The sequence below is a fragment of the Alteromonas sp. AWM4_230 genome (assembly GCF_056158305.1).
On the sequence record NZ_JBSWTB010000001.1, the window covers coordinates 4,088,637 to 4,103,038 of the forward strand.

11 protein-coding genes are annotated in these 14,402 nt (G+C 44.2%); 5 read left to right on the forward strand and 6 right to left on the reverse strand.

Annotation, left to right across the window (positions count from 1 at the left end):
• Positions 1-18 precede the first annotated feature (18 nt).
• Positions 19-534: a protein-tyrosine phosphatase family protein gene (locus ACXACS_RS17605; protein ID WP_474808520.1), complete on the forward strand. Its 516-nt coding sequence runs from the start codon at positions 19-21 to the stop codon at positions 532-534.
• Between the two features lie 58 nt (positions 535-592).
• On the opposite strand, the gene ACXACS_RS17610 is transcribed toward ACXACS_RS17605, so the two are convergent.
• Positions 593-1,501, reverse strand: a complete 909-nt coding sequence (locus ACXACS_RS17610; protein WP_474808522.1) for a LysR substrate-binding domain-containing protein — start codon at positions 1,499-1,501, stop codon at positions 593-595.
• Positions 1,502-1,812: 311 nt separating this feature from the next.
• On the opposite strand from ACXACS_RS17610, the gene ACXACS_RS17615 reads away from it, so the two are divergent.
• A complete protein-coding gene (locus tag ACXACS_RS17615) occupies positions 1,813-2,790 on the forward strand; it encodes a universal stress protein (protein ID WP_474808523.1) in 978 nt (325 codons plus the stop codon).
• Positions 2,791-2,876: 86 nt separating this feature from the next.
• Here ACXACS_RS17615 and ACXACS_RS17620 read toward each other — a convergent pair whose 3' ends face one another.
• The 5 genes from ACXACS_RS17620 to ACXACS_RS17640 form a co-directional block, all read right to left on the reverse strand.
• Positions 2,877-4,148, reverse strand: coding sequence for an inorganic phosphate transporter (locus ACXACS_RS17620; protein WP_474808525.1), 1,272 nt, complete (start codon positions 4,146-4,148; stop codon positions 2,877-2,879).
• Positions 4,149-4,488: 340 nt separating this feature from the next.
• The gene (gene phoU / locus ACXACS_RS17625) at positions 4,489-5,205 is read right to left on the reverse strand and encodes a phosphate signaling complex protein PhoU (RefSeq protein ID WP_014948403.1); all 717 of its coding nucleotides are present in this window, start codon (positions 5,203-5,205) and stop codon (positions 4,489-4,491) included.
• A gap of 54 nt (positions 5,206-5,259) precedes the next feature.
• The gene (gene pstB / locus ACXACS_RS17630) at positions 5,260-6,066 is read right to left on the reverse strand and encodes a phosphate ABC transporter ATP-binding protein PstB (RefSeq protein WP_179982483.1); all 807 of its coding nucleotides are present in this window, start codon (positions 6,064-6,066) and stop codon (positions 5,260-5,262) included.
• A 15-nt stretch (positions 6,067-6,081) separates the two neighbouring features.
• The gene (pstA, locus tag ACXACS_RS17635) at positions 6,082-7,641 is read right to left on the reverse strand and encodes a phosphate ABC transporter permease PstA (RefSeq protein ID WP_474808528.1); all 1,560 of its coding nucleotides are present in this window, start codon (positions 7,639-7,641) and stop codon (positions 6,082-6,084) included.
• Positions 7,634-9,811: an ABC transporter permease subunit gene (locus ACXACS_RS17640; RefSeq protein WP_474808530.1), complete on the reverse strand. Its 2,178-nt coding sequence runs from the start codon at positions 9,809-9,811 to the stop codon at positions 7,634-7,636. The genes pstA and ACXACS_RS17640 overlap by 8 nt, the downstream gene beginning before the upstream one ends.
• 209 nt (positions 9,812-10,020) lie before the next feature.
• Here ACXACS_RS17640 and ACXACS_RS17645 point away from each other — a divergent pair, with 209 nt between their 5' ends.
• The 3 genes from ACXACS_RS17645 (at position 10,021) to ppx (ending at position 14,354) form a co-directional block, all read left to right on the forward strand.
• Positions 10,021-10,527 carry a glycine cleavage system transcriptional repressor gene (locus ACXACS_RS17645; RefSeq protein ID WP_474808532.1) on the forward strand — a complete coding sequence of 169 codons (507 nt, stop codon included), beginning with the start codon at positions 10,021-10,023 and terminating at the stop codon, positions 10,525-10,527.
• A gap of 175 nt (positions 10,528-10,702) precedes the next feature.
• Positions 10,703-12,775, forward strand: a complete 2,073-nt coding sequence (ppk1, locus tag ACXACS_RS17650; RefSeq protein WP_474808534.1) for a polyphosphate kinase 1 — start codon at positions 10,703-10,705, stop codon at positions 12,773-12,775.
• 16 nt (positions 12,776-12,791) lie between these two features.
• The gene (gene ppx, locus ACXACS_RS17655; RefSeq protein ID WP_474808536.1) at positions 12,792-14,354 is read left to right on the forward strand and encodes an exopolyphosphatase; all 1,563 of its coding nucleotides are present in this window, start codon (positions 12,792-12,794) and stop codon (positions 14,352-14,354) included.
• The last annotated feature ends 48 nt before the right edge of the window (positions 14,355-14,402 follow it).

Below are 14,402 nucleotides of genomic sequence, written 5' to 3' on the forward strand. Positions count from 1 at the left end.
GTTTTAGATAACGCAGCTATGCAAGACGCTGAGAAAAAAGAAGACAGCACAACAGCAAAACCGAATATCGCGTGGTTTTCACTACGCGCAGGTCAAATATGCTTGGGGAAAAAGCCCGTAGAAAGCGATTTTAAACGGCTTAAGTCACTGGGTGTTACCCATATTGCAACGGTGCAAACCAGTGAAGAAAAAGCTCCGGTTATTCGCGATAGCTCGAACGCGGCAGGGTTAGAATGGTTATGGGTTCCCTTTTTACACCCGTCGTCAGAGTCACCCACCGAAGATGTACACCTTCATCAATACCTTCATGAGCTATCTCAAATGCTGACTGAGGGAGCCAAGATATATCTACACTGCGACGGTTCACAGCACCGCTGTAGTCTTTTGTTCTATGCGCTTTGCCACTATTGCCGTGTTCCATCTAACAGCGCTTACAATGCGCTGCACAGCTTTGGCGCTAGTGCGGCAAATAATCTTAAAAGATCCGAACTCACCTGGGCTGCAGAATTAGGGCATATCGCACCTAAAATGTAGGCCATTAAAAACGCGCGGCAATAAAAATTACTAAACCGCGCGTGTTGTTAAGCAAAAACTATTTCAACGTAGGCTTTGGCAGCAGAGGCGAGATGATTTCACCAATACGACGAAACAACTGCATACGCGTTGTGCCTGAACGCCATACTAACCCAATCTCTCTAAAGCCCTGTTCTTCGGCTGGGAAGCTTTTAAGTCCAGTGTGCTCAAGAATGGATTGATTGATCGCGAGCTCAGGTAAAAAGGTATAGCCCATTTTGCTGTTCGCTAGTTGCACCAAGGTATACAGGCTGCTTGCCGCCACACTGCTAATTTGGTCGCTATGCTGAAGGTTACACGCGCTTACGGCGTGTCCTGTCATACAATGTTCTTGCTGTAATAAGAAAATACTCTTTTTAGGCAAGGTCGAAATATCCACTGGGTTAGGCAGTTGCTCGGCCATATCTTCGTGAGCGATGAGGTGGAACGGGTCGTGCCCCAAAACCATTTGTTTACACCCTGGGGTTTCCATTGGAAGCGCTAAGATCAGTAAGTCTAATCGGCCGTCAGTCAATTGCTGTAGCAGTTTTTCGGTGGTGTCTTCCTGCATCTCTAAATTGATCTCAGGTAGAAACGTAGAAAACGCACCCATCATGCCTTCAAACAAAAACGGTGCGATGGTAGGAATAACGCCTAACTTTAAGGTCCCTCGTTGCCAGTTGCCCGCGTTTTGCGCGTATTCAACTAGCTCACCGGCTTCTTGTAGCAGCACCTTACTGCGCTCAACAATATCTAAACCTAGTGAAGTAAACACAAACGTTTTGTGTTCACGTTCTAGAAGCTGACTTCCAAAATGTTCTTCTAAGTTCTGAATGGCCGTACTCAGTGTTGACTGACTTACATTACAGCGCTGGGCAGCACGATGAAAATGTTGCTCTTGATGTAGCGTCACCAAATAGTGCAGGTGCTTAAGATTAGGCCATTTCATGGATATCTCACAATGATTCAAAAAGGGATTAAAAAATATTGGATTAATCTAACATAAAGATTAAATACAGCCTAGGGCTGTTGCTTATGCTTAACCACACTCACAACCTATTATCTAGGGTTGCGTTTATTTATTCGTCCGTTTACTTCGTTTTATAAGAAGCTTTTAAGAATTTGCCATTCCCAACTGGAAAGCCTTTATAAGTAGCGTTAGGATCAAAAAAATGCATCAATTACCACATGTTTTTACAGCAAAGTAAGACCCGCTCTTGTATCATTCAATCAATTAAGCGAACTACTATTGAGGGCAGTATGAAAGGACATTATAAAAACATTTTATGTGTGTTGAGCGACTCACATCGTCAAGATGACACAGTTGCTCAAGCACTGCATATCGCCAAAGCTCACCAAGCCTCGCTTACCATAATGCTTTCTCTTGAATCACTACCGCCTAATGCGAGTATGGTCATGGAGTCATTCTCTTACGTGGACTCTCAACAAACCATGGAAACTCAGGCTCAGCTTTGGTTGAAGCAGCAGGCTGAAAGCTGGAGTAAACAATATGAAGTGTCGACAGCCGTAACGGTGGGGCACCCGTTAATTGATATCGTTCGCTATGTAATGAATAACAATATCGACTTAGTCATAAAGCGAGCAGAAGAAAGCTTTTTAGATAAACTGTTTGGCAGTTTGGATATGCAGCTGTTTCGCAAATGCCCCTGCCCTTTGTGGGTTATAAACCACAAACCTCGCAGCCAATACAAGAACGTAGTAGCCGCACTAGATCTTAACTATCATTACCCGAACCACGAGGTTTCAATAAGACGCGACCTTAACCGCGATATACTGCGACACGCTAGCCAAATAGCCTTATTAGAATTTGCCCAGCTGCATATTGTTCACGTGTTTGATGCGGTACCGGAAAATATAGCCAGAGATGGCTTTATTACCGTTGATAACGATAGAATGGAAACTGATCTAGCGAAAATTCACGCAGAGCGTGAAAAAGAATTAGAGAAGCTACTTTCTGAGCTTTCTGATGAACTCGACGACAATGTCTGGGAATACTTACAGCCTAAGAACCATATTGTGCATGGTTACCCACGTCGAGAAATTGCAGCTACAACTACATCGTTAGATACCGATGTAATCGTTATGGGCACAGTATCTCGTCTTGGCGTGCCTGGCTACATCATGGGAGATACTGCCGAAGAAACTATTCACCAGTTGAAGTGTGCTGTGGTAGGTGTTAAACCAAGAGGATTTGAATCGCCAATCTCACGAGATTGATACGGTTAATCAGCTATCGATTTATACTAAAAGGCCGCGCTTCATTGAAGCGCGGCCTTTTTGAATATAACAATAGGGCAAGCTTACTAAGCTACGCCAAATGCTGCCTTCAGTATAAAGAAGAAAACAATTGAAAGCAGTGCACCTGCTGGCAAGGTCACAATCCAAGACACAACGATATTTCTAACAATACCTAAGTTAAGTGCTGAAACACCACGTGCCAAACCTACACCTAAAACTGCACCCACTAACGTTTGCGTCGTTGAAATAGGCAAACCAGTACCTGATGCAATAACTACCGTACACGCTGCAGCTAGCTCTGCGGCGAAGCCACGGCTTGGCGTTAAATGTGTAATGCCTTGGCCGATGGTTTTAATAACGCGATGACCAAATAAAGCAAGACCTGCAACAATACCTAAACCGCCTAGTGGTAAAATCCACCAAGCCAGTGTGGCGCTTGCGTTAATCTCACCGCCACTGGTGACAACACTTACTACAGCCGCAAGAGGACCAATTGCGTTCGCTACGTCATTAGAACCGTGGGCGAATGCCATACAGCACGCAGTTACTACCATAAGCAAAGCAAATACTTTTTCAACGTTTGCTGCCTGTAAGTCTGCATCTTCAGAACCGCTGAATTTCATACGGCCTATGAACCATTTACCCAAGAAACCAAGTGCTACAGCTATCCCAATTGCTAGCAGATAACCGTTAAGAGCGCTAAGTTCCAAGCCTACGTGCTTAAGCCCCTTCTTAATAGTAACAAGCGACATCACAAAGCCCGCTAATGCCATATAAAACGGCACATAACGCTTGGCATTGGCAAACGGAGAAGCAGTTTGGAAGATGAGCTTATGAGCGCTCATAAAGATAAGGTAAGCAATGATGCCCGATATAGCCGGTGTTACTACCCAACTACCTACAATACCACCCACTTTATCCCACGCTACTGCGTCCATACTGACGCCAGTTGCCGTAAAGCCGATGATTGCACCAATAATAGAGTGCGTTGTAGATACAGGCCATCCCAACCAAGACGCTACCGCTAGCCATATTCCAGCCGCAAGTAGTGACGAGATCATACCTAATACTAGGTATTCAGGTATGTCTATAAAAAAGGTTGAGTCGATAATCCCTTTTCGAATGGTAGACGTTACTTCGCCACCTGCTAGGTAGGCGCCAGCAAACTCAAATATCATTGCAATGATAATGGCTTGTTTTATGGTTAAAGCTTTAGAACCCACTGACGTACCCATTGCGTTGGCAACGTCATTCGCTCCAATACCCCATGCCATGACGAAACCGACGCCGGCGGCAAGGATTATAAGAATTAGGCCATAACTTTCAAAAAATTCCACGGATAATCGCTCCCGATCTAAACGCGATTTAGGCTGGACGCTACTTGAGTAAGTAGCATGATCTCTTCACCCCAAAGGTTAGAGAAAGAAGTTAAAGACAAATTGTGTTTTATCATAAGGTTCGATTAAATTTTGCACGATCTGTTCTTGGCTGCGGCGCATGATAACGTAATCGTCATAGAAGCCATAGCGAAAATCACTGAAAAACGATAAAAGTATACGGAATTATTTGAATGCGATGATAAATCCACCAAATATTGCATTTTTATGACAAATAAATTTCACAAATATTCATATTTATTCACTGATACGCAAAATAACACTGACCATTTGGACAGGATTACGTCAAATCTTCCAGTTTTTGCTGCATGTTTTCCAGCGGCGTATGCCTTACGTCTGTACCGCGAGTAAGATAAACCACATATTCGCACACGTTTTTACATCTATCACCAATGCGTTCCAACGAGCGCATTGCCCACAACACATCTAGCCAATCCTGCATATCGTCGGTGCTTTTCTGCATTTCTGAAGTGGTATACGACAGTAGCCGCTTGTACTCACTGTCAATGCGATTGTCTTGGTCGTACACTTCTAATGCAGCAGCTTCATCCTGACGGGCAAAGGCGTCGAATGTGCCACGCATCATAGCCGCTACCCTTTCACCAATAAGCAACATACTGCTTTTAATAGTATCTGAGCTTGGCAGCTTATTGCGCGTTACTAATTTGGCAATACGTTCAATCTCATCACCCATTCTTTCTATATCGGTAATGGCTTTTGAAATGGTCATAATTAAACGTAGGTCGCTGGCGGTAGGATGACGTTTTGCAATAATACGCAGGCATTCTTCGTCAATTTGAATTTCCATGGAGTTAATTTTTAAATCATTTAACACCACTTTTTCAGCCAGTGCGGCATGGTTGTGCTTTACCGCTTTTAACGTATCCACCAACTGCTGTTCAACTTCACCGCCCATGGTTAATACCGAGTTACGCAAGTTTTCTAACTCAATATTAAACGTACCTGAGATGTGCGTATTTAAGGCTACTTGTCGCATGGTGAATTCTCCTCGCGGCATAATTCGAAATTAGGACACCCGTTCACTGATACTTTATCCATATCGCCCCGTTATATAATCTTCGGTTTGCTTTTTAACCGGCATAGTAAACAGAGTGTCACTGTCGGCATACTCTATCAGCCTCCCCTGATGGAAAAAGGCAGTATAGTCGCTTACCCGAGCCGCTTGTTGCATGTTATGCGTCACAATAATAATGGTGCACTGCTTTTTTAGCGAGTCCATCAGCTCTTCGATAAAGAGTGTGGTTAAGGGGTCAAGCGCTGACGTGGGTTCATCTAACAAAAGTATGTCAGGTTTTAGCGCCAACGCTCTGGCAATCACTAAACGCTGCTGCTGTCCGCCCGATAGAACATGGGCAGATTCAAATAAGCGATCTTTTACTTCATCCCACAATGCAGCTTGTTTTAATGCGCCTTCAACGGCATCGTCTAAGTGTCGGCGAACCTTCACCCCTTGAAGCTTGAGCCCGTAACACACGTTTTCATAAATGCTCATGGGAAATGGGTTGGGGCGCTGAAATACCATACCCACATTAGATCTAAGGCGTGATACGTTTACTTTACGGCTATTGATATTTCGACCGTCTATTATAATCTCACCCTCATATTTACAACCGTCATACAAGTCGTTAAGGCGATTAAAACAACTTATTAGGGTTGATTTGCCGCAACCACTTTGACCAATTAACGCCGTAATTTTGTTTTTGGGTATTCGCATGCTGATGTCATTTAACACATGCTTATTACCAAACCATAAATTGAGGTTTTTCACCTCAACTGCAGTTTGTGCTTCACTAATATCATTAACGTTTAGCGTATTGTGTTCAAACAACTTCAACATGTTATAAAACCTGTATTATCCTTTGATATAGCGTTTGCGCAGGCGCGCTCTAAGTACCACTGCCAGTATGTTTAATACAAAGACCACGACGAGTAAAAGCAAGCAGGCAGCAAACATCATACTTGCACTTTTCCCATCGGTTTGGCTGTGGAAAGCACCGTCATAAATAAGCACGCCCAAATGCATAAACTGTCTATCAAGGTGAAGATAAGGAAATTCACCGTCTATGGGCAGCGTTGGCGCAAACTTAACCGCCCCTACAAGCATTAAAGGAGCAACTTCTCCTGCCGCCCTTGCAATAGCTAAAATTACGCCAGTCATAATGCCAGGAGACGCAATAGGCAAAACGGTACGCACTATGGTTTCAATTTTAGTTGCACCTAATGCGTAGCTGCCTGCTTTCAACCCTTCTGGTACACGGCGCAAGCCTTCTTCTGTAGCAACAATAACCACAGGCAAAGTCAAAATTGCCATGGTCAACGCCGCCCAAAACACACCTGGACTGCCCATGGTTGGCGCGGGTAGTGTTTCGCTAAACAATAGCTCATCAATACTGCCACCTAGGGTATAAACGAAGAATCCAAGTCCGAATACCCCGTATACTATCGAAGGTACCCCCGCCATATTACTTACGCTCACACGAATAATGGTAGTTAGCGCGGTATTGGGCGCATACTCACTTAGGTAAATAGCGGCTAGCACCCCAAAAGGCGTTACAATTATGGTCATTAAAAAAACCATGAGGACAGTGCCAAACAAGGCGGGGAATACGCCGCCAGAAGTATTAGCTTGCTTAGGGGAATCAGTAAGAAACACGCCAATTTCTGAAAACACTACCTGCCATTTTTCGAATGTACTCAAACGGCTTACGAAATCCACATCTTGAATGCTTGAAATAGGGATAACAAAGGGCGCACCATCTGCGAAACTCACCAGCAAGGTATATTCAGCTCGAGTGTCTTCGAGCGCTTCTACTCGTTTTTGGTACTCGTTAAATGAAGCAACTAAGCGCTCTCTTGCCGGCGCGTCTTCCACCACGTTACGTTTATCAAACTGAGACAGCGCTTCGTGTATAGGCGCAAGATGACGGGTATTGAGCGCTTCAATTTGTGCACTAATCTGTGCTACTTCTTCGATTACTGTATCAATATTATCTAGGGCTTGAGGCGGCTTGGACGGTACAACGATATATTCAGGTACCGCCAAAACACGCCTACCATCTATCAGCTTAATTTCCGCGCTCTCTTTCGCAAGTCGCGTATCATTCACCTGACTGCGGGATAACTGAACTTGAAAACCATAAGGATGCTGAGCATCCGAATACTTAAGGGTAACGTTGTTATTTGATTGCTCTTCAAAGAGGTTCGCGAGTACTGAGAACGTGGAGCCGTCTTGATACTTGCCCTTCACAGTGTAGATAGGCTCTGGCCAAAAATAAGCGGTACCGCGAAAACTAATCAGTATAAGTACACTCACGAGAGCGATCAGCAATAGACTAGTGAAAAAAGCGGTTAAGCTGATGACTAGCGATTGGCGTTGGACCGGATTAAATCCAAAAGATGCTTGATTAGCCATAGTACGCCCTTCTTCTTATACGCTGCCGCAAAAGCTCTGCTACTGTGTTTACTATGAAGGTAAACACAAACAAAATGCATGCAGTGAAGAATAAAATCTGGTAATGCGCTGATGAAACATCAGCCTCAGGAAGTTCAATTGCCAAGTTAGCAGTAAGCGCTCGCAAACCTTCTATAAGTCCCCAGCTGGAGATTGGTGTATTTCCCGTTACCATAAGTACTATCATAGTTTCGCCAAACGCGCGCCCGAAGCCTAACATTATTGCGGCAACAATACCTGGTAGGGCAACATGTAGCACAACATACAGCAAAGTTTGTAGCCGGGTCGCTCCCAATGCGAATGAAGCATGTTTTAAGTCGTTAGGCACACCATTGATGGCATCTTCAGCTAGCGAGTAAATACTGGGTGAAATAGCTACCCCCAACGCTAGGGCTACCACTATGGTCGTTTTTCCAATAGGACTATCTGATTCCGCCGCTAGCAACGTAAACCCATCAATCCCCATCAGCGAGAAGATGAGCGATGGCGCATATTCCACACTGACATAACCTAAAAGGAACACACCACTAATAGCAAAAAACAGCTCTGCACCATGCCTAAACTTCTTTGGTAAATGTTCTGCAACGGGGCGCTGCACTAGAGCAACCGCGATAAGCACAAAGGGAATAACAATCAGAAAAAATGCAAAAGAAAACAAAAACTGTTCAGCCTTTGGCGATAACCAAATGGCCGCAATGAAACCAATAAGAACACTGGGGATAGCTTCAAGCAATTCGATGGCAGGTTTAACGATGTTGCGCAATCGGCTTTTAGCGAAAAACGCGGTGTAAATTGCAGCGCCGATAGCAACAGGTATCGCAATAAGCAGCGCTAAGAGGGAAGCTTTGATACTGCCGATTAAAAGCGGGGTTAAGCTGAATTTTGCCTCTTGAAAGTCAGAGGCACTGGTAGTTTGCCATACAGTTTCTTCCGTTTCATATCCCTCATAGTGCTGAGGTTCAAAAAGCGATGCCCACGTAGTAATACCACTTAAATGCTTGCCCTCCCACACCGACAAGGTGTTGTCAGAGTAGCTGTAAAGCTTATTCCCATACCAAATGATATTATTAGCGGCCCGTTCTATTTTTTGAGAAGCCACCACATCGCCAGATACCCGATTTACTAGCAATACACGTGCTTTGTCAGTTAGCACGGCCACTAAGTTCATACTGGCATGTTCTGTCACCGCTTTTACTTTTTCACCTGGAACCGCTATCTGATAAGTCTGCTCAAAGGTGAGACCTTTTTCACTTTTACTGAGCACCCAACGTGTCAGTGTTTGATTTTCTGAGTTCATTAGAAAGAAGGTGCGGTCTTTGGCTAGAGGAAAAATAATCTTTTCATCTAATGACGCAGAGATGCCACCAGCTATGGGAAGTAGTAAAGTGCCTTTATCATCAAGTCTGTTAAGGTAAAGGGCGTCATCTACTTGAAGCAACACACTCTCGCTGCCCGGTAGCAACACTAGCCTGTCTATATTATGAAATCGTTTATCTACCACCTGCGTAGGGCGATGCCGATTAACCCAACGGATGAAAAAGCTGTCGTCTTGAGCGATAGAGGCTACAGCCCACTTAGAAGACAGTGCTATGTTCCAGCTACTGCGTTTATCCCACTCATCTTTGGGAAGCGCGAACGTAATGCTGTTCGACAGGGCTGTTTGTGGAGCGTTAGCGGCGATATTCACTTCGCTACTGCCTGTCAGATTAAAAGACCTTACCGGTAAGACCCGTACCTGCGCATTGGGCGAAACGTCGACAATATAGTTCTCCCCCATCACACTGTGAGCCGACAATCTATGCTCGCATGGACGAATATATTCGTGGTTACTTACCAGATCTTTGCCTTGGAGCAATTTAAGACCTAATCGACAGTCTGATTTTCTAACCAGCATAGGCTGGCTATTGATAATGTCACCTGCACTTATCACCTTTTCATCGTCTGGTGTTTCAACACTTAACTGATGATGTAAGGTAGGAGTGTAAGCTAGGGGAAGCGCTTGGCTAATGAGATGGGTAATAAGAATAACCAGGGTCAACAAAACAAGGCCGCCAAAGCCCGTCACTACATAGCGTGACCAACTATCTCTGCGCTGGCGTTTCTTGTTTATGCTTTTGCTGTCGAAAGTCATGGGGCTGTTTAATAATTCTTATTTTCGAAATTCTTCTTTTTTAAGAAGAATAACCCTAAATTGCACTGGTGAGCAGTGTAAGTTTTGTTATGCTAATAGCAAGTGAAAGTTTATGGCATTACCTTCGCGCAACCTATTCTGCGCCTATGGTATTACCCTACAGGAAGACGATCAAAGTTTTTCTCTACACGCCCAATAAGGAGCATTACATGCAATCATTGGTTATCAGCATTATGGGTAAAGACAAGCCTGGTTTGGTAGACGCACTCGCGAAGTGTGTATACAAGCATGAAGGCAACTGGCAAGGGTCAAGCTTTGCGCATATGGCGGGTATGTTTACTGGCTTTGTAGAAGTACATGTTGCCGACGAGAATAAACAAGGCTTAATCGATGCACTAGACGCCATTAAAGATTTGTCGGTGCAATCAGTAGCGGTTGCCAACAATGAAAATAACAACAATACCAAATTAACGGTTGATGTAATGGGCAATGACAAAACTGGCATCGTCCAAGAACTCACATCTGTTCTCAACCAATTCAACTTGAATATTCTCACCTTTGCTTCTCATTGTGAAAGCGCGCCTAACTGGGGTAGCCTAATTTTCAAAGCAAAAGCTGAAATTGCGGTAACGGAAGACTTCGACGACGGAGCATTACAAGATGCACTAGAGTCGTTAGCTAATGACTTAGTCGTAGATATTACTGCAACGCGATAAATATAGGGGCATGAGTGCGCGAGGGACTATCGCAGTGTCTCATAGTCATGCCCATAGGTAACGGAATCACCGCAACGTATTACGTAGGCTTTAGTGCCAAAATACGTGTTGTCACAGTAGTGTCACTGACTGGTGGCAGTCTTTGACCATTTTTATGAACGTGAATTGAGACATTATGGATAACGACGTTTTATATTATCCCAAAGAGCTAAGCTGGCTATCGTTTAACGAACGCGTATTGCAAGAAGCCGCGGATAAAAATAACCCTGCAATAGAACGCATTCGCTTTCTTGGTATTTACTCTAATAACCTTGATGAATTTTATCGGGTACGCGCGGCAGATGTTAAACGCCTTATCACTATCGCCCAAAATGACGGAAACGAAGAAGAAGCAGAGCGCCTCACCGAACTTATGGCGCAGATACAAAAGAAAGTAGTACAGCTTTCTGAAAAATTTGACCAAATCCATAAAGACGTCGTCAAAACCCTTGCCCGGTACAATATTCATATCCTGCGTAAAGATGACTTAGACGATTATCAGAAGCAGTGGGTACGCAATTATTTTATCAACAAAGCATTGCGCCATATTGCGCCTATTCTTATTGATAAGAAAACAGATCTGCTAAGCCGCTTAAACGGAAACTCTGTCTATTTGTATGTTGCGTTACGAAGAAAAGAACGCAACCCTAAATTCGCCGTTATTCAAGTTCCCACTTCTGAAATGTCGCGCTTTATGCTGATCCCTCCGCAAAAGAGCCGTAAGAAAAAGAGCATTGTTATGCTCGATGACATGATTCAGCTGTGCATTGAGGATATTTTCCGCGGTTTTGTGAAATTTGACGAAATTGAAGCCTTTTCATTCAAAATGACCCGTGACGCAGAATATTCGATTAACGAAGAAATTGACGAAAGTTTCGTAGAGAAAATGTCAGAAAGCATGAAGCAGCGTCTCATTGCTGAACCGGTGCGCGTTATCTACGACACTGACATGCCAGAAGATATGCAGTCAGACCTTCGCAAACGTCTTAAAATAACCAAACTTGATACCATGCACGCTGCGGGACACTACCGTAACTTTAAAGACTTCATTGGCTTCCCCAACGTGGGTCGAGAATATTTAGAGCACACTCCACTGCCGGCCATCGACAGCAAAGCGTTCTCTCAATACAACACGGTATTTGATGCAATTACTGCACGGGATATACTGCTATATTACCCGTATCACCGCTTCCTGCACTTCACCGAATTCGTTCGACAAGCGGCTTTCGACCCAAATGTAAAAGCTATACGCATCAATATTTATCGAGTGGCGAGTAACTCCCGCATAATAAACTCGTTAATTGACGCGGTAGATAACGGCAAGAAAGTAACCGTAGTGGTAGAGCTTCGCGCACGTTTTGACGAAGAAGCAAACATAGAATGGTCTAAGCGCATGACAGATGCGGGCATTCGTGTAGTGCTTGGTGTGCCCACCCTAAAAATTCACTCTAAGCTGTGTATTGTAACCCGCGAAGAACGGGGCAGTTTGGTGAATTATGCCCATTTCGGTACAGGTAACTTCAACGAGAAAACCGCGAAAATTTATACCGACTACAGCTTATTCACCCGCAATCAAGAATTGGCCAATGAAGGGGTAGCGGTATTCGATCTTATTCAATACCCTTATAGACGTTATAAATTCCAGCACCTACAAATATCGCCGTTAAACGCGAGAACCAAAATTCAGTCGCTAATTCGCCAAGAAATTCAGCACCTAAACCAAGGTCAAAAGGCTCAAATCACCTTCAAGATTAACAACCTTGTTGATAAAGAACTGATTGATGATTTGTACCGAGCCAGCCAGGCTGGCGTCAAGATCCGCGGAATAGTCCGTGGTATGTGCTCGCTTAACCCTGGGATAAAAGGAATAAGCGAAAACATCGAAATCATTTCTATTGTTGATAGGTTCCTCGAACATCCTCGCGTAATGATTTTTGAAGGCGGCGGCGAGAGAAAAGTGTATATTTCATCTGCTGATTGGATGACCCGAAACATGGACAACCGCATAGAAGTAGGCTGCCCGGTTTACGATAAAGGTCTTCAACAGCGCATTGTTGATATAATGGAACTACAATTTAAAGATACCCTGAAAGCTCGAGTGATTGACAAGGATCAGAGCAACAAGTACGTTGCGAGGGGAAATCGTAAAAAACTTCGCTCGCAAATAGAAATATACGACTATTTGAAGAAGCAAGAAGACACTATGTAGGATATAAGATTAGTACATGACCCAGCACGAATCAGTTTTTAATGACGTGGAAACCCGCGAAGTCAGTAAAGTCGCAGCACTCGATATTGGCTCGAATAGTTTTCACTTAGTAGTAGCACGTATTGTTGCTGGGTCTGTGCAAATTCTGCATAGAGTTAAACAAAAAGTTCGCTTGGCCGAAGGGCTCAACGAAGACGACGTATTGTCTGATGAGGCAATGGAGCGCGGGCTGTCTATGCTTAAGGTAGTAGCAGAAAGCCTTAAAGGGTTTGAGCCTGATTCAGTCAGAATCGTTGCCACTCATACGCTGCGCAAGGCCCGTAACGCACGAGACTTTATCAGCGCAGCAAGAGACATCCTTCCCTACCCTATAGAAGTGATTTCAGGCGTAGAAGAAGCGCGTCTTATTTACTCTGGCGTTGCCCATACTAATCACGCAGACGGTCAACAACTGGTCGTTGATATAGGCGGTGGTTCAACAGAATTTGTTATTGGCGAAGGGTTTACCCCTTTGCTTTGCCGCAGCCTTCAAATGGGGTGTGTTAGCTATACCAAACGGTTTTTCCCTGACGGTGAGCTAAAGTCCAAAGCGTTCAATCGCGCCATAACTGCTGCGCAGCAAGAACTTGAGTTAATTGACAATAAGTATCGCAGACTTGGCTGGGTCCAATGTATTGGTACGTCAGGAACTATTCGTTCGCTGTTCACTCTTTGTCAGCAAGACAGGCCCAATGGCCACGATATCCCGGTAACGCTTAAAAGTTTACGCAATTTGATGAAGCAGTTCATAAGCGCAGGCCATATAGACAAATTAAGCTACCCAGATTTAAGTGAAGACCGTCGTGTTGTTATTGCAGGCGGTCTCGCTATTCTTATTGCTGTTTTCAGAGCGCTAGAAATTGAAGGCTTGGTTTACTCGCCTGCCGCCTTGCGCGAAGGCGTACTTTATCAGATGGAAGATGAGTTACATCACGCTGATATTAGAGGCAGAACCGCGAGCAGTTTGGCCACCCGCTACGATGTAGATACGTCACAAGCAACCATGGTGCTTAATACAACGCTGTCACTTTTCAATGATGTTGAAAAAGAATGGAAACTTAAAGGGCGTGACTTTAAAAGTATGCTGGGTTGGGCTGCTTTACTTCATGAAGTAGGCATGCAAATTAACTCTCGGGGTATTCAAAAACACAGCGCCTATATTCTTGGCAACGTGGACATGCCTGGATTTACGCAGGAACAACAGTTACTGCTAGCTACACTCGTGCGTTTTCACAGAAAGAAAATTCGAACCAATGAACTCCCCACGTTCAACCTTTTTGATGAGCAGTCGGTAAAGCATTTAATTGCACTACTGCGTTTGGGTGTGCTGCTTAATATTAAACGCCAAGAGGGTTTTGTACCTGATCTCGTTGTTAAGGTAGAAAAGAATGAACTGGCCATTACCTTTCCTGAAGGCTGGTTAGATGAAAAACCTATAATCTCTGCTGACCTACTACGTGAAAGTCACTACTGGAAATCCCTTGATTTGAAGCTTTCTGTTTTTCCTGATATCGAGCAACTTCATCCCACGATAGAATAAGAAAAACGTCAGGCTCGGATTATAAAAATGGGGCATTGAACCGATTGG